25 protein-coding genes are annotated in these 16919 nt (G+C 29.8%); 20 read left to right on the top strand and 5 right to left on the bottom strand.

Annotation, left to right across the window (positions count from 1 at the left end; all coding sequences use genetic code 11):
* Positions 1–69: 69 nt before the first annotated feature.
* From H8909_RS00805 to H8909_RS00790, 4 genes are all read right to left on the bottom strand, one after another.
* The gene (locus H8909_RS00805; RefSeq protein ID WP_074142322.1) at positions 70–807 is read right to left on the bottom strand and encodes a hypothetical protein; all 738 of its coding nucleotides are present in this window, start codon (positions 805–807) and stop codon (positions 70–72) included.
* A gap of 53 nt (positions 808–860) precedes the next feature.
* The gene (locus H8909_RS00800; protein WP_055169970.1) at positions 861–1190 is read right to left on the bottom strand and encodes a DUF4274 domain-containing protein; all 330 of its coding nucleotides are present in this window, start codon (positions 1188–1190) and stop codon (positions 861–863) included.
* 106 nt (positions 1191–1296) lie between these two features.
* Complete coding sequence (locus tag H8909_RS00795; RefSeq protein WP_016728906.1) at positions 1297–1539, bottom strand: Imm59 family immunity protein; 243 nt, start codon at positions 1537–1539, stop codon at positions 1297–1299.
* A gap of 40 nt (positions 1540–1579) precedes the next feature.
* On the bottom strand, positions 1580–1786 hold the full coding sequence (locus tag H8909_RS00790) for a hypothetical protein (protein ID WP_182456274.1): 207 nt from the start codon (positions 1784–1786) through the stop codon (positions 1580–1582).
* Between the two features lie 384 nt (positions 1787–2170).
* On the opposite strand from H8909_RS00790, the gene H8909_RS00785 reads away from it, so the two are divergent.
* Complete coding sequence (locus H8909_RS00785) at positions 2171–2374, top strand: hypothetical protein (RefSeq protein ID WP_187011495.1); 204 nt, start codon at positions 2171–2173, stop codon at positions 2372–2374.
* Between the two features lie 60 nt (positions 2375–2434).
* Positions 2435–4354 (top strand): immunoglobulin-like domain-containing protein, encoded by a 1920-nt coding sequence (locus H8909_RS00780; RefSeq protein WP_187011494.1) that lies wholly within the window; start codon positions 2435–2437, stop codon positions 4352–4354.
* Between the two features lie 246 nt (positions 4355–4600).
* Here H8909_RS00780 and H8909_RS00775 read toward each other — a convergent pair whose 3' ends face one another.
* On the bottom strand, positions 4601–5071 hold the full coding sequence (locus H8909_RS00775; protein WP_117517447.1) for a hypothetical protein: 471 nt from the start codon (positions 5069–5071) through the stop codon (positions 4601–4603).
* A gap of 161 nt (positions 5072–5232) precedes the next feature.
* Here H8909_RS00775 and H8909_RS00770 point away from each other — a divergent pair, with 161 nt between their 5' ends.
* The 18 genes from H8909_RS00770 to H8909_RS00685 all read left to right on the top strand — a co-directional run bounded on the left by H8909_RS00770 (position 5233) and on the right by H8909_RS00685 (position 16919).
* A complete protein-coding gene (locus H8909_RS00770; RefSeq protein ID WP_117517445.1) occupies positions 5233–5988 on the top strand; it encodes a helix-turn-helix domain-containing protein in 756 nt (251 codons plus the stop codon).
* A 371-nt stretch (positions 5989–6359) separates the two neighbouring features.
* A complete protein-coding gene (locus H8909_RS00765) occupies positions 6360–6959 on the top strand; it encodes a hypothetical protein (RefSeq protein WP_199413572.1) in 600 nt (199 codons plus the stop codon).
* Positions 6956–7306: a hypothetical protein gene (locus H8909_RS00760; RefSeq protein WP_117517443.1), complete on the top strand. Its 351-nt coding sequence runs from the start codon at positions 6956–6958 to the stop codon at positions 7304–7306. Before H8909_RS00765 ends, H8909_RS00760 begins: the two co-directional genes overlap by 4 nt.
* A 60-nt stretch (positions 7307–7366) precedes the next feature.
* Complete coding sequence (locus tag H8909_RS00755; RefSeq protein WP_117517441.1) at positions 7367–7741, top strand: hypothetical protein; 375 nt, start codon at positions 7367–7369, stop codon at positions 7739–7741.
* Between the two features lie 406 nt (positions 7742–8147).
* A complete protein-coding gene (locus H8909_RS00750) occupies positions 8148–8513 on the top strand; it encodes a hypothetical protein (protein ID WP_187011493.1) in 366 nt (121 codons plus the stop codon).
* A gap of 13 nt (positions 8514–8526) precedes the next feature.
* A complete protein-coding gene (locus H8909_RS00745) occupies positions 8527–8970 on the top strand; it encodes a hypothetical protein (protein WP_117517438.1) in 444 nt (147 codons plus the stop codon).
* Positions 8971–9009: 39 nt separating this feature from the next.
* A complete protein-coding gene (locus H8909_RS00740) occupies positions 9010–9420 on the top strand; it encodes a regulatory YrvL family protein (RefSeq protein ID WP_187011492.1) in 411 nt (136 codons plus the stop codon).
* 21 nt (positions 9421–9441) lie between these two features.
* Positions 9442–9873 (top strand): hypothetical protein, encoded by a 432-nt coding sequence (locus H8909_RS00735; protein ID WP_117517433.1) that lies wholly within the window; start codon positions 9442–9444, stop codon positions 9871–9873.
* A gap of 205 nt (positions 9874–10078) precedes the next feature.
* Entirely contained in the window at positions 10079–10912 is an 834-nt protein-coding gene (locus tag H8909_RS00730; protein ID WP_117517431.1) for a DUF4299 family protein, read from the top strand.
* Positions 10913–10944: 32 nt separating this feature from the next.
* The gene (locus H8909_RS00725; protein ID WP_117517429.1) at positions 10945–11616 is read left to right on the top strand and encodes a suppressor of fused domain protein; all 672 of its coding nucleotides are present in this window, start codon (positions 10945–10947) and stop codon (positions 11614–11616) included.
* 112 nt (positions 11617–11728) lie between these two features.
* Positions 11729–11911: a hypothetical protein gene (locus tag H8909_RS00720; protein WP_117517427.1), complete on the top strand. Its 183-nt coding sequence runs from the start codon at positions 11729–11731 to the stop codon at positions 11909–11911.
* 34 nt (positions 11912–11945) lie between these two features.
* Positions 11946–12419, top strand: coding sequence for an SMI1/KNR4 family protein (locus tag H8909_RS00715; protein WP_158550349.1), 474 nt, complete (start codon positions 11946–11948; stop codon positions 12417–12419).
* Between the two features lie 29 nt (positions 12420–12448).
* Complete coding sequence (locus H8909_RS00710) at positions 12449–13102, top strand: DUF1287 domain-containing protein (RefSeq protein WP_187011491.1); 654 nt, start codon at positions 12449–12451, stop codon at positions 13100–13102.
* Positions 13103–13124: 22 nt separating this feature from the next.
* Positions 13125–13298: a hypothetical protein gene (locus tag H8909_RS00705; RefSeq protein ID WP_154410900.1), complete on the top strand. Its 174-nt coding sequence runs from the start codon at positions 13125–13127 to the stop codon at positions 13296–13298.
* Between the two features lie 29 nt (positions 13299–13327).
* Positions 13328–14536 carry a DUF2207 domain-containing protein gene (locus tag H8909_RS00700; protein WP_117517529.1) on the top strand — a complete coding sequence of 403 codons (1209 nt, stop codon included), beginning with the start codon at positions 13328–13330 and terminating at the stop codon, positions 14534–14536.
* A gap of 27 nt (positions 14537–14563) precedes the next feature.
* Positions 14564–15154, top strand: coding sequence for a DUF3592 domain-containing protein (locus H8909_RS00695; RefSeq protein WP_117517421.1), 591 nt, complete (start codon positions 14564–14566; stop codon positions 15152–15154).
* A 114-nt stretch (positions 15155–15268) separates the two neighbouring features.
* Positions 15269–15658, top strand: coding sequence for a helix-turn-helix transcriptional regulator (locus H8909_RS00690; RefSeq protein WP_233513059.1), 390 nt, complete (start codon positions 15269–15271; stop codon positions 15656–15658).
* Positions 15659–16544: 886 nt separating this feature from the next.
* Positions 16545–16919, top strand: a complete 375-nt coding sequence (locus H8909_RS00685) for a GntR family transcriptional regulator (protein WP_117517419.1) — start codon at positions 16545–16547, stop codon at positions 16917–16919.

Raw genomic sequence — 16919 nt, 5'->3', positions numbered from 1 at the left:
CCTTTCCTTCAATCTTACTTACTACTATGTTTCCTATGCGTTAATGTCAAAGCAAGATATTTTTAATTCTTAATCTTTTTCATTATTTTGATTTTGTTTTTTCCATTCCTTATAATCTTTTTTTGCTTCTTGTTGTCTTTTAACATCTTCCATTTTTTCTAAAATCGCTTCTACATCTGGTTGACTGTGCTGTTCTGGTAGAGAATAGAAAATAATGTTATCATCATTTGTATATACTGAAATATTAAAAACCAAAGCACTTTCTACAATTTCTTGCATGATATAGGAAATTTCTTCTGCATATTCTTCGTCTGTTTTTCCCTCGTTAAGATATATACTTGTTTCTATTTCGTATTCTCTTTTTTTCAGATATTCTTCTACACTTTCCTTACCATTCCATTCTGTTGTGGTTGTATGCCCTTGAACTTCAATTTGATAATCTCTTATAAAAGGCTTATCTTGAAATAAAGGAGTTGCAAGTTCTTTTATTTCATCAGAAAAGTAATAAACATGGTAACTATCCTCAAAAAGTCCAGTATTTCGTGTATATACAGTAGCAGTTTGAGAAGAATTTTCTTTACTGGAAACTTCTGCCATAATCCAGTTCAATCCTATTTTTTCTTCTTTATACTTCTTCACTTCTGTAATGATAAATTCTTCATTGTATTTGTCCTTTAATTTGGATAAGATATATTTTTGTGCTTCTTCACTAGAGTTAAAATCATGCGAATAACCACTACAACCATTTAATATTCCCAAACAAAGCACGCCTGCAATAACACCTAATAAAATTTTTTTATATCGCATAATCGCCACCTCTATGTGATTTGATGATTTAATACAGTTCTACAAACTGGAAGTTACAAGTCAGTTAAAAAAATTTTTGAAATACCTTTTTTCTGAAGTTTGTATTTTTGAACTTGAGATAATGGAATTTCAAATGCTGTGCTTGTCTTTGGGAATTTATTGTTCAATATATCATCATAGAGAACGGTAATAAATTTCCCCCATTCTTTTAAGTCAGTTATCTTTGTTGAATCGTCTAAGAAAGCATAACCATCACTTAAATAAAATATCTCTAATGCTAGTGCTAAATCACAACTGGGGGCAGCAAGTATTTGTTTTGGAATTTCAAATCCGTCATCCCAGTTGTATTCATTTAGTTTACTTCTTAAATCATTATATACCATTTTTATATCTCCCAAATTCTAATTTACTGCACTACAAACTGGAAGTTGTCTATTTAAAAGAAAATTACTAAATATCTTTTTAGCGGTCATTTTAATTCTCCCATAGCTACCTTAATCTATTAAAAGCTCTTAATCTATCAATAAAATCATCTAAGGCTTCTTCCTCATCTAAATAAATATCTTGTGAATTTGTAACCTTACTAGCCCTTTCATCTGTTGCATAAACAATCCACTTATCATTCTCACGCATTAACACAACTTCATTTTCTCTATCATCTTTCCTTTCATTCATATTATAACCTTGTAATTTCTCGTCCTGTATCATTTTTATTGCTTCTTTTATGTTCATGTTTCATGTTCCTATTTTTGCATTGCAACTTCAAAGTTGTCTATTCATTTTTCGTAACAGTATCAACGATTTCTTGATATTCTTCATCTGTTAATACTTTCGCCCATAATCCATAGTGAACTTCATCAAATTCTTCATAAAATGTAGGATCATTCGACTGGGTAACAGGAAATAATGCATGTCTATCTTCGCCCATCACACGATAAGGGGCAAGATTGCATAAAAAGCCTTTGTAATATATTTTCACTTCGCATTCCTCCACATACAATTTGGATTGGTCGCTTTCTTCATATCCATATTATAACAGTTACGTATATCCGCTACAATGAAAATCTATTTAGGAATACTATTTTTTCGGCTGTCCCTGCGGTGTAGGGTTCTGTGGATTGACTGCGTTCTGGTTGCCTTTATTCTTCAACACAATATTTTCTGCCTTTACATATAAATTTATGTACAGTATTGGTATTTCAAAAACAAAATAGGTTATCCCTTTCTTCCTCTTGGCTACCAAACACAGAAAAGAAAAAGTGTGATGTCATACTCAATTTTTTTATCTTGCACGCATAAAAAGATTGAAAGAGGTGTTTGTTTCCAGTATAATGTTTTTGTATAGAAGCAAGGATTGAATTTTTTGAAAGAAAGGGTTGACAGTCATGTTCACAAATTGTTACGCTTGCGACAGACAGACAGACAGACAGACAGACAGACAGACAGACAGACAGACAGACAGACAGACAGACAGACAGACAGACAGACAGACAGACAGACAAGTAAATTCTGCCCTTTTTTCAATTTTATCAATAAGAAACAGAACGCACAGGTTACCCAGCTATAAGGGGTGCTTTGTGCGTTTTTCTATGCAGAAAATTTATGAAGAACAAGGAGCGAACAAACTATGAAGAAAAAACAAGTCCTTGCAGTAAGTTCCGCATTGATGATCGGGACAACAACTGCACTTACAGGGCTTCCTACTCCTGTCATGGCACAGGAAAACACAGAAGTTGTGCAGGAAGCCATTGTAGAAGAAAACAAGACAGAGCAAGTTCCTGTGGAACAGGAAACAGAAAACGCAGAAGTGCAGGAATATGCAACAAACAAAGAGCAGGAAAAAACAGCTGAAAATGCAGAAACTTTAAAAGAAGATTTAACAGAAGAAAGTACAAAACAGGAAACACCTGCAACACCAAAAAAAGAAGTGGTTACTGAAGATAAGACAGTCGAAGAAAACAAGAATACAGAGGTAAAGGCTGGAAGTATTGCTATTGATGAAGCACATTTTCCTAATCAGGCATTTAGATTATTTGTAGAAACTAATTTTGACAAAGATAAGGACAAAAGTTTATCAAAAGAAGAAATCAATAATGTTACTAGCATGAAAATACAAGAAAGGTATAATCAGGAATTTACATCTATAAAAGGTATAGAATACTTTACAAATTTACAGGATTTATCTCTTGCTGCACCTCTTAAAGAATTAGACTTAAGCAAAAATACAAGTTTGAAAAATCTTGAAATAATAGGTTTAAATATGTGGGGATTTGATGTAAGTAAAAATACAAATTTAAAGTCTTTAACTGCTGATACGCACTATACATGGTATAACATTGGCAACAATCCAAATCTTGAAACTGTAAATGTTGGAAATACTAACCTTTGGACTACAACAGAAAAAAATCACTTCTATTTCAAAGATATATGTAAAGGAATAGATATTTCAAAAATTACTATTTTGCAGAATGGGAAATTAGATAAAGATACAGGAATTGCTTATATTGATGATGTAAACAAAGAATTCATTTATCAATATGATTGTGGCACATATAAAGGGGGTAAAAAAACATTAGAGATTACAATACATATACTTGGAACATCATCTCTACCCGATATTTTTGCAGAAGATGTCACATTAAAAGTGGGGGATACATTTGACCCATTGAAAAATGTAACTGCCAGTGATTTTGAAGATGGTCCAATTACTTTAACACGAGAAAATATAATTGAAAATGATGTAGACACTTCTAGGGCTGGTGTTTATCATGTAACTTATGAAGTAACAGATAGTGAAGGAAAATCTAGTAGAAAAGTTATTACTGTTACTGTAGAAGGTTCAACTGATATTCCGAATACTGCTCCAACTATTTCTGCAAATGATGTTACATTGAATGTAGGCGATACTTTCAACCCATTGGCAAATGTTACAGCAACGGATAAAGAGGACGGAACTATCACTTTGACAAAAGATAATATCATTGCAAATGATGTTGATACTTCTAAGGCTGGTACTTACCATGTAACCTATAAGGTAACAGATAAAAACGGAGCTTCTTCCGAAAAGACGATTACTGTAATTGTGAAACAAAATACAGGCGACCTTAACTCTGTTCCAACCATTTCCGCAAATGATGTTACATTGAATGTAGGCGATATGTTCGACCCATTGGCAAATGTTACAGCAACGGATAAAGAGGACGGAACGATTACTTTAACAAAAGATAATATCATTGCAAATGATGTTGATACTTCTAAGGCTGGTACTTACCATGTAACCTATAAGGTAACAGATAAAAACGGAGCTTCTTCCGAAAAAACAATTACAGTTACAGTAAAAGAAAAAACAACAAATAAACCTGTAAGTCCACAACAGCCACAGAAACCGAACAAACCAACTACTCCAACAAAGCCTAGCGGACAAAAGAACCCTGTAAAAACAGGCGATGTAACAAACGTAGGATTGTTCGCTTCTATGTTTGCTGGTTCAACTGGTGCATTAGCTGTTTTATTCCGTAAAAAACGTAAAAGAAATAGGAACGATTAACAAAATGTATAATAACAATCAATAGCGACTAATGATTGTTCATGTAAAAGGACACCAAACTATAAGGTGTCCTTTTCAAATTCCTATCGTCATATCAAGGCTCGTTCAATCGTGGTAAATTCGTGGTAAAATGAGTGTTTTCTTATATTTCAAAATGTTTAAAAGTATAGTGTTTATGCGGATAATTGAAAATTAGATATAAAATTTTGAATAAATACTTTTCGCTACTATTGTTCTTTTACCAATTTATTTGATGATTAAGCTGATAGAACCAGAAAAGTTATTCATTTCAAGAATAATATAATTACTTGCAGAAGGTAATGATATCATTTCAAAATATGAACCATTACTATCAAATAGTGTTTTTGGTTTAGCTGCACCAGTTTTTAAAATTAATTTACATGAACCATCTTTAATAATGGAATTGTATTTAATTTGTAAGTTGTTACTGTTTTTTCTTTCTAATGCAGTTCCCCCAAATAGTATTTCTTGTCCAGAAAAATGGCTATATTCGGCATCATAAGTTCCTACATAATTATCTTGTCCAAAATTACGATTACCTTGAAGTTCTTTATCTTTACTCAGACTAATATCACCTATTGTTTGTAATATGTTGTTATACTGTTCAATCATTTCGTCTTTAGTGCAAGCAGATAAACATAGTAATAAACAACATATAGTTAAAATTAAGCCTTGTGTCACTAAATTAAATAACATGTATGTAGAACTTTATGAATAAAAAATAGTTTGTATAAGGCAGAGATATCGTTGATGTCTCTGTTTTTTTGCTCATATTCGTTTAAAATGGAGTATTCTACTAATAGTAGGTTTACTTGCGAATGGAAATAACTAATAATGTGCTTGAGGAGGGATAGATTATGAAACAAATAGACAATGAAAAATTTGGTAAGTTTATTACTGAATTAAGAAAAGAAAAGAATTTAACACAAAAGAAATTAGCAGATCAATTATTTGTATCTGATAAAACTGTGAGTAAGTGGGAAAGAGGTGCAAGTTTCCCAAATGTAGTATTATTGATTCCAATTGCTGAATGTTTAGAAGTTAGTGTGACAGAACTATTGATGGGAGAACATCTAGATAGACATGATATGATTCAACACGATGATGTAGACAATATGGTTTCGTATTCATTAGAATCGTCTGTTAAAGCAATGGTTTCCTATAATAAAAGAAAATGGAAAATGATTTGGGGGATATCTTGTTTTATTGTCATTTTAGAATGTTTATATTTATTGGTATCTACATACCCGTTAGAACATATAAGAGGAATTGCTTGTGTTTCAGGAGTAATGATGATTTTTGCACTATGGGCGTGTGTTTATGCCAGAGAATTACCATCTTTTTATGACGAAAATAGAATCAATTATGTATCACAAGGTATATTTAGAATTCATATGCCAGGCTTAACTTTTAATAATTCAAACTGGCCAGAAATACTAAAGTTATTACGCTTTGATTCTTTATGTATGGCGGTAGGTACTCCTTTGTTTTATCATATCTCTATATTAATGGTCGGCTATCAATTGTTTGATAATATCAAATTGTATGCTTTATGGATTGTTATCCTTATATCAATAGGTGCAGTATATTACATAGGAAAAAAGTACGAGTAAGAGTTGTTTAACTTTTTTTGTAAAATAAGTGTATGTTATTGTAAGAAATTATTGTAAGAAATTAACTATTTTGATAAAATGGAGTAAAAGTTAATGGTAATATTTAATTAAGGGAGAGATTGTTATGCACATGAAATATTATTTAGAATGCAATTCAATTGTACTGCAAAACCCATATTACCTTTTAACATGTTCAAATTTAAGATGATTTTTAACGCATAATAACGGATAAAATTAATTTAGTTATTATGCGTTTTTTTATTTGAATAGGAGCGATTTATATTGTGAAGAAAATATTGGCATACGCTATGACTATATCTTTATTACTTTGTGGTTGTAGCTATCAAGAATCTTATAGAGGAGGGGTTGAAATGGATAAATCATATAAAGAATTATCAACTATTTTTAGACAATATGGGCTTAATGGCCTTAATGATGAGTTAGTTTATAATCTAGAACAAAGATATAAGGAACTACCTTCTGAAATAGAATTTAATAAAGCAGCGGATTTATTAACATCACTTGGAGAAGGGGATATCGATTATGAAAATATGACATGGAAACCATCTGAAAATGGAGTTTATGCTTTTGACGTAGAAATATTTGATGTTGAAAATATGTATAAAAACTTCTTAATTGGTGTTTCATATTTAGATAGAGAAGAACTAAATTTTACAAATATAGTAGAAGATACAAGTCTTGTTGATTGGGAAGATGGCACTGGATCTAGAAGTGTTTCATTTGATTGGAATGGACAACATTTTAACATTGATGCAAAAGTTGAAGGAGATTGGTTTGATTCAAGTGTTGCAGATGATTTAAATAGAATTATTATAAGTCAAGATACAGGCAAACAATTGTATTTTACAAGTGATGGATATCAAGAAGGAATTGTATTTTATTGCGATAAAGAATGGGCTAATGATTTTGAAAAGGACACAGGTTTGAAATTAGAAGAATTTAATCAATGATTGAAATTTTTAAAAAGGATTGGTGTTTTATGAGAGAACTATATTGTAAAAAATGCGGAAAGAAAGTTAATACAAAGTTATGGATGGTTCCTAATAGCTGTGTTTGTGGTGTAAATCTTGACGAATGGCAAAAAGATAGTGGAAGAACTACTTTTCGTTATTTGCTATGCTTATTTTTATTGATGCTTCCTTTGTTTTTGCTTATTTATTTACTACGAACGCTATTAAAGAATTTGATTATATTATATGCTCTTATTCTTTTGATTTCGATGATATGGCTTCGGCAAGCTGATGGACTTTTAATTCGTATAGGAATAGTAAAGATGAAGAATATTATTGTAAAGTAGTATTTCTTATTTAAATTATTTCAATCATAAGAATAACTTTGTAATAGTGAGGTGATGGAGATGCTTATTGTTTTTGGAATTGTTGTGTTGGCTAGTGCTGTATTGTTACTTTATTTAAAGTATCGTGTAGTGCTTGGCGGAGATAAATGTAAAGCCACAATTGTTGACGTTGCTAGTCGTAATGGTGGTTATGTCGTTGGTGGTGTACAAGTTAGAAAAAAAGCATTTATCGTTAAAATTAACAATCGTAAATATTATACAGCACATGGTTGTATATTCGAAAAATTTGGAAAGCAAAAAATTGGAAAAGAAATCACTGTTTATAAAAAGGAACAGTATGGTAATGAAGTTTTTAAAATGCACGATTATCGAATTGAGATTGTAAGTTTAATTTTAGTGATTTTTAGTATATTTTTAATCAGATATAGTCTATAGATACTATAAAGAAGTTCCAATTCTAAAAGTATAAATTATATAAAATAAGAAGGTGAGAATATGAAAGATTCAAACTTAAAAATAACTTCTATGAAGGATATATATGAATGATTTCTTGAACAAGGATATAATGTAACAATTGATAATGATAATTCATTTATATCTGTTATTGGAAAAGATTTTATTGTATGTGGCGATGATGATCTCGTTACATCAAAAGGGAAAAAGGATTTATTTACGACAAGTAGTCATGTTATAAGCGGTGACTTGTATGTGTATGAGGAAGTATATAAACTATTTAAATATTATACTGATAATGCAGACCAGTATATTTCAAAGAAAATATTTAATTTGTTGTGAATGATAAGTAAAAGCTAATGCTTTCTAAAACTTAGGGGGATGATATATGAAAAAAGAATTAAGACACATAATAATGATTATTGTTGCGTCAGTAGTGGGTAGCATAGTCGGTTATATCTTAGGAAAAATTCAGCTTCAGCAACTACAAGATCCGGATTTTATCCAACAGCTTATGAGCCATAATATGATGATTCATGAACCTATTGGAGTTATAAACAGTATGCTGCTAGGTATTTGTATTTTTTCTGGTGTAGCTACGGGCTTGATAATCTATAATCATTTTACTTGTAAATTTACTTTAGCAACGAGAATGATTATTGGTATTTTGGCATTCCCATTCTATTCAATTCTTGGAATTTTGGGTGTTATACCATATTTTATTTATAACGTAGTGCTTTTGATGAAAAAATAAGAGGGTGATGATTATGAAATTAAAACGATTAGTAGCAGTGTTTTTGCTTTTAATATCTATGAGTGTTAGTGGCTGTGCATCAAAAGATATAGTAGATAAAAATAATAATTTAATCTATCAAGAATCAATATCTCCTAATGAAAAATATGTTGATAATAAAGAAGATGTCGTTCGCTATATCGTTGAAGTCTACCAAGAAAATGATGAAACAATTTCTATTATAGCAAAGTCAAACAGTAAGTTTTTTGAACCTTTGGATTATGAATTTTATATCAATAAGTCTTTTTCAAAAGACGATATTACTGTTGAATGGACAACGCTTATGGGCAGTACTGAAGCGACAAAAGAAAATCAATTATGTGTCGCAATGGTAAAGGTTAAAGGAAATGAAGAGGCAATAAAGATTAATTTTTTTAATAAAGGAATTGAATTGATAGAAGATGCCTTAGCTAAATAAGTAAGTTTAAAAGAGTTGAAAAAGGAGTTGTTGTTTGTAGTGGGATTTTTTAAGAAGAATAAAGAAAAATTAATAACTTTTATAATCTGTGGAACTATTTTTATTGCTGTTTTATCCGTTATTGCTTTATTTAGTGGAGCAATAATGCGATTGTTTGGTTTTCAATATCATTCTGTAGGAAGTATTATTTTATTCTTTGTTATCGCAACAATTGTTTCATATCCGATTAATCTAATTGCGGGTGGATTTCCGAAGGCTCTTTATAAATTGAAGCGAATCAGTAAAAAAAGTACAATCGGTTTATATCTAATTTTAGATACTATTGCGACATGTTTTGGATTAATGATTGTGGACTATTGTATGTCTACTATTTTTGCAAGTGATCTATCAAAACTAGTCATTTCTTTTATATTAGCTTTGCCGGGCATTGATGATTTTAAAAATATGTAAGAATACGATGGAGGATTTTATATGGAAGAAGTAGTAAATAATGGAGAAATTGTTGCAACATACCCAGCTGTATTTGTGGGTACAGCAATTGGTGGCACAATATTTGAATTTATCTGCATGATTGTTTGTATAGTTGCAGCACCACCTGAACAAAAAACACTTTTGACAACCTTATTATTAGTTATTACATCAATTTTGATTATCATTAGCATTGGTTTTAAACGCTATAAGGTTATTGTTAATAGTGAAGGCATTACAGAGATTCCATTATTAGGAAAAAGAAAATACGTTAGTTTCAAAGAAATTAAAAGCATTAAAATCAAAGGATCAAAAGCAATCTTAATTTTAGGCAATGGTGTAAAGATTTATATTGATCCTTCAGCAGTAGGGCATAAAGAAATATTCAATGTTTTTTATGAAAATGGATTAATAAAATCTTCATTCTCCAAATAAGTTATAAATTTGAGTTTTAATCTTCTGTAGTATTATCCAATCATCCTATTTCCCGTTTTTAAAAGATGTATTGAATAGAATAAGATATGTTTTAGTCGGGATTTATCTCTTTTATCAATCTATTCGATTAATGAAGACAAAAAATGAAGTTAGAAAATAATTGGTTTTCAAAAGAAATGAAATTTTAAGTTAAGGAGGCGTAATTATGTCAGTAACTGCAAGAATTAAACAAAAATCATTATTTAAGAAAAAAATGAATCTAGAAGATATTATTAAATTTACAGGATTATCTTATGGTGTTTGTGATGAAAACTATCGCCTTGATAGAGATGAGATAGGCGAACATACTCTAATTTATGATGAAGCAAAATTAGCTAGAGGATTTGAGTTGTGGCTTGAAGGGAGTGATGTTTTACTTTCTTTAAGTTTACCAACTGCACCATCAGAAATTAGACTATTCTATAGCTTAGTAGAGAAACTTTGCAACGAGTTCAATACTAAAAAATATTTAAGAGAAGATGAAGAAGCTTATTTATATGAAGACGAAGAATTTATTAAATGGGATGAAGAAGCAAGTATTGTTGCACTAGAAGAGATGACAAGTAAAACGGAGGATGAGTATCGCTGTTTTGAAATATTTGGTATTTATAATCCAATCGCTATTGGACAAAGAGAATTACAAAGAATTGATTGCAACTTAAATAATCTTGAAGAATATCTAAATGAAATCCAATCTCTAGATGTTTATTATGCAACACCAAGCGTATATAGGAAGAAAGATACGAATGAATTATTTGGGATTTATTCGATTGTTGCTGATATTCCTTGTGTTGTTCCTAATAAACCTTATATCATTCTTGATCAAATCAAAGGAATTAATTATTGGTATGTCATGATTAGAAAAGGAATGACAGTTACATACGACGATTTTATCAATCATATCTCTTCAAAAGAATATTATGATGCAAATCATGTTATTGCCTTATTAAATGATGATGAAATTGATGCTTTGATTGAACAATATAGTGTCGAAATTTAGATTAAATGGGTAAGGATAAGGAGGCACTCTATATGGGATTGTTTGATAAATTTAAGAAGAAAAATGAATTATTAGATAATGAGCAAAATGAAGAAATTGAAGCACTAGGATGGGATGCAATAGATAAGTTATGTGATAAAGTTTATCCTAACCAAAAGAATCCTAAGCATTATGGAGCGATGATAAAATGGAGATTGGGCGGTAATGATCCCCTTGATGGTATTAGTGTATATGATGGTGGTGATTATTGGCATTTTATAACTTATGGACTATCTGAACTTTATGAAAAAGAAAGCGAAGATAAAGAGTGGAGTGGTTATGGTATGGAGTTGACTTTGAAACTCAAAAAGGATCACTACGAAAATGAAGAAGATGAAATACGTTGTATATGTGGTATATTACAATCTATTGCCAGAATTACTTTTACCCAAGGTGAATTATTTAATGCTTACGAATATCTATACACAGGTCAAACAACAGGTATAGATAGTAAAGGGACATCCAATATTACAGGATTTATAACGATACCAGATGATAAATTTGTTGAAATAAATACACCTAATGGAAAGGTAATATTTGTTGAATTTATTGGAGTGACAGATAAAGAATTAAGAGCCATTCAAAACAAGGAATATAGTGTAATAGAATTACTTGAGAAATTAAACACAGATGTTACGAGTTACACTAGATCATCAATAGTATAAGGCTGTAAGGTTAAAAAGGTTGTCACGTTAGTGAACAAGAAAATATTAGTTAATAATCATTTTATGTCATCAAATCATTATTGAAGTGAAAACATTTTAAATGGGGATAATTATGAAAGAGAGAAGTTACTTAATTAGTGTAGGAATTGTTATTTACATTGTTATGTCGGCAGTTGATAGGTTTATCTACCATATACCTAATATTATTTATATTCCATTGGCAATTCTTGGTATTACCTTAATTTTAATTGGCTTTTTCAAAGATAAATCTCAACAGCATAATATAAATGGTTAAAAAGATAGGAACTGAACTAATAAAGGAGATAAATATGGGAATATTTGAAAAGCTAAAAAAGAAGAATCATGAATTAAAATCTTTAAAAAAAATAAATAAGGTAGATATTACTCATATTGAAAAATTATTTAATATTAGTCTGCCTAGTGACTATGTTACATTTCTATTAAAATACAATGGTGTAGTTAGTAATGACGCATTTAATGAAATCTACTTAAAGGATATAAATGAAAATGTTAATGTCGATGTTATTTATGGAATAGATACAGGGAATGATGCTTCAAATATAGAATATTGGACGAATGCTTATATTGATGATTTATTTGGAAGCACTGTTATTATTGGGGATAGTATCCAACATGGTTTCTTTGTTTTAGTTTGTGATGGGTCAAATGACGGAGTTTATTATTATGATGATTCTTATAGTCTAAGTTCATCAGATGATGAGAACAATGTTTATTTTATCGCTAATACTTTTGATGAGTTTTTTACATTATTATATAACTAATCATTGATTTAAAGGTGGTGTTATTATCAATGAAAAATAAGTATAAAGTAGGTTTAATTTTTATATCAGCTATTGTTCTGTTGTTTGTTGTTTATGTGTTATATTTTTTCAATTACATCCCACATCAAAAATATTCAAATAGCGATTTTAATATCACAACCTATAAGAGTTCACATGATGAAGATGATGATGGCATCGATGATCAAACAGATATTTTGAATAATGTAAAAGCGTATGTTAGTAGCAAGCCTAAATATAAAAGTAAATATTACGGTACAGGTTATCCCAATGATCATTTTGGAGTGTGTAGTGATGTAGTAGCTTTTGGACTAAAAGATGCTGGCTATGATTTAATGGAGTTGGTTAATCAACATGTCCAAAATCATAAAGAAGATTATGATATAGATATTATTGACAAAAATATTGATTTTAGAAGGGTGCAAAACTTGAAGATTTATTTCAAATATAACGCACAATCATTAACAACCGATATTCACCGAATTGAAGAATGGCAAGGCGGAGATATTGTCATATTTGAAAATCATATTGGTATCGTATCGGATCATCGGAATAAAAATGGTGTAAGTTTTGTTATTCATCATGCTAGTCCATACCAAAGATATTATGAAGAAGATATATTGGAGTATCGAAATGATATCGTCGAACATTATAGAATAAATTGATTTAAATTAAGGAGTAATAGCTATGGATATAATTTTAGTTATTTATGCAGTTTTAGTGTTTTTGATTGGACCTATATGGATTATCAAGAGTGTGAAAACTGATAGCCAAAATAGAATAAAAATGGTTATGACAATAATAATTGGTACTCTTTTGGTTGCAAGTGTAATTTATGCATTAATCAGTGTACTAAAATAGAATTAAATATTAAGAAAGTTGGGATGATTATGGAAAAACAGGTAATAGGATGTTCAAAGTTTGTAAAAATATTAGGGATGATAACAACTGTGGTATTTGGACTAATATGTTTAGTAACACTTATATCAGGTTATTATATTGCTGCATTTTGTTTTCTGCCTTTTGTGTTTTTAGGTGGTGCACTTTTACTAGCATGTAAAAAGCAAACGATAGTCATAGATAAAAACACACTTACTTTTAATTATGTATTAAAAAAATCAATTGAAGTACGTTATACAGAAATTAGATGTTTATTATTGATACCACTAGGAAATAGAACACAAATGGCACTGATTGATAGAGGTTATAATCGTTTAGTGACATTAGATTATGCATTTGCTAATTTAGAATTGCTTTACGAAGCTTTAGCTGAACATGGTGTAGAAATTGTTGACTTTGAGGAATTGTTAGAAAAGAAAAAAGATGTATCCAAATATGTTGGTACATTTAATGCGATTGAGCGTAATTATTATAAATCAATTGTTGAAGAGTCTAAAACAATAGAAAGAATTTCTTCAAATCACTGTGGATTTTATTTAAATAAATCTAGGAAAATTTTACGTATTCTTGGAATAGTCTTTATCGTACTCGATGTAATTGGGTTTTTAATTGGTGGAAAACTTATGATGATTATGTATGTTTTTGTAATACTTGGATCATATGCAGTATACCTATGGTATTATCCATATATTTATATTGAAACAAAGACTAAAAAAGGTGAAGAAGTCATGTTACAAATGCCATTTCTAGGTGCTGCAATTGCTTTGCTTTTAAATTTAGCGACAGCAAAAATTTTTGGGTATGATTTTATTGATTATTTAAAAATAACATTGCTTTTAACAGTTATTTTCTCCATTCTTTTTATCATTAAAACATTGCGTACAAAAGTTCCACAAAGATTTGGTCGTAAATTATCGGTTATTTTTGCAGTTTTGGTGTTCTCGTTTACAATTACATTTCCTGTCAATTTCTTATTAACGTTTGGAAAGCCAGAACATGAAACAATTGTTATTACAGATAAAGATGTCGATACGGGCAATAGTTTGACAGATTATCAATTAATTGCTTCTTGGCGTGGTGAAGAAAAGGAATTTAATGTATCGAAAAGTCAATATTTAAAAACTAATATTGGTGACAGTCGTAGAGTATGTATCCGTAAAAGTTTGTTAGGCTTAGAGTACTATAGTGTTCATGAGTAAAATTATTAAGTTCGAGGTGTTTATGTTATGGCGATTTTGGTTCATATATTAACAATTCTATTTGGTTTCGTGACGTTTGTTATTATAAAAAATAAAAGATACAAAGATGTTCCACTTGTTAGTTCTATCATGATTTTCTCTTTTGTGGGATTTGGTATGATTTCGGTTATCACTATTTTTGTCCCTTCAGGAAAATTATTAGTTTTTCCTTTGGGTTGCATTATCTTTGGGCTAATCATAATTTTGATGCTCATTAATGATGTGTATTCACTTGTTAGATGCAATGAAAAAATTAATGGTGTGTATTGTGGATACAATACTTACTATGGTGGTAATGGAGTTTCTACTCAAGCACCAGTGTTTGAATATACATATCAAGGTCATGTATATAAAGAACAAACAACTCAAAATATTTCCTACAAACAATTAACAAAAAAGATGAGAGAAGGAGAAACTTATCAAATTTATGTTGATTCAAAACATCCAGCTGTATTTATTCTTCAAAAAAAGATCAAAATGAGTTCTATTGTCGTAGCATTTTTTGGAATTCTATTTTTAGTAGGTGGAATAGTTACTCTCTATGATGCATTTCCATACTTTTTAAAGATTATGAATTAAATATTTTTTTAATTAGAGGTTTGTAAAAGGTGTTTGACAAACAAATTTCATGTTGACATGTATATTGATGAATTAAGATACATTAAGATATGAGATGAAAGGAGAGAGAAGAAGATGGATGTTAGAACAAAGTTGAAAAAAGCAAGGAAGAATTATGGTCTGTCACAGGATGACCTAGCACTTAAATTATTTTTATCGAGGCAAACAATCTCTAATTGGGAGACGAATAAAACGTTACCAGATATTAAAAGTCTAATTAATATATCCTATATCTTTAATGTATCTTTAGATAACTTATTAAAAGAAGATTTGGAGGAAATGAAGAAAATGGTTGATAAAGGATTTGTTAAAAGATTTAATAAGCTCAGCATCTTGTTTTTTAGCGAATTAGTTCTATTGGCGGTTACGGCATATCCATTGTTTATGGAGGGTGTTCTAGGTTTCTCTACATGGTTTATTTTATTTTTGGTAACACTTTATACATCTAGTAAAGCCGAGAATTAAAAAAAAGAAAATGATTTACAAACATATAAAGAAATTATTGCTTATATTGAAGGAAATACACTAAGTCATGATGAGATAGAACAAGAAAAGGGTAAGAGGTCATATCAAACGATTGCATTTGTATTACTGGTTGGTATAACTACATTTATAATCATGCTTATCTCTATATTGATTTGCCATAAAGTTTTATGATATCTACACCTAAAAGCGTAAAAGAAGATAAGTATTTTGGTGAAGTGGATTAAAATTCTATTTGTTAAAGAGCTTTGACAATATTTTAAAGGTCTTTGAGGTTGCGTATTAAGATTTATATAATTGATTACGATGAAAAAAGCGAAAAGTGAATTTAGAGAAGAATATTTTAACATTTAGAAAAAAGTTAAGACTTTCTTAAGAAAAGTTAGGCAATGTAATTAGAGTAACTCGTCAAACTATTTCTAATTGGGGGTGTAGTTTGCTAATACTAGATGCATATTAATTGCTAGCGTTGGCTAAGGCACTACAGGTAAGTTTGGATACGCTTGTAGGTAATTTATTAGAATCTCTAGATATTGAAAAAGTAAATACTGTAGAAGAAATTAAAAACGCAAATTGCTTATTGAATTTGTTTTAATGATTTCAATTGGTAATATTTTTATTTTTTTAAAAAATGCTTCGATAAATATCTGATTGCTAGAAGCATTAGATGTTTTGTATGTGGGTTGAGCAATTACCTGCTTCATAAGTACGTATTAAAATCAATCTAATAACTAGGATACTGTGGGTTCAGTTTTATTAACTGAACTTTTTATTTTTACTGTATATAATATATATTGACAGTATTGATAGTTAGGTATATACTGTCTATGTAAGATATATACAGTATATAAAATTACGAGGTGAAAAAATGGAAATTATACTTAGTAGCTCGAGTTCTAAACCAATTTATGAACAAATCGTCATACAAATTAAAGAAATGATCATGAATGGTGAACTCAAAGCGAATGATCCTTTACCTTCGATGCGCAAGTTGGCCAAGGATTTACATGTTAGTATTATTACAACGCAAAGAGCTTATGATGAATTATCAAAAGATGGATTTATCCATGTTATTCCCGCAAAAGGAGCATTTGTATCTAAACAAAATAAAGATTTAATTCGAGAAGAAAATCTACGCAGAATTGAAAAGCAAATGGATGACATATGTTTGTTGGCAAAACAAAGTGGAGTAACTATGGATGAATTGGAAAAAATACTTCATTTGATGTATGAGGAGAGTTAA

Origin of the sequence: Catenibacterium faecis, from assembly GCF_014306455.1 — a bacterium.
Lineage (GTDB): Bacteria > Bacillota_I > Bacilli_A > Erysipelotrichales > Coprobacillaceae > Catenibacterium > Catenibacterium mitsuoka_A.
The sequence above is the reverse complement of the archived record's forward strand: the minus strand, read 5'-3'. Positions and strand labels throughout refer to the sequence as shown.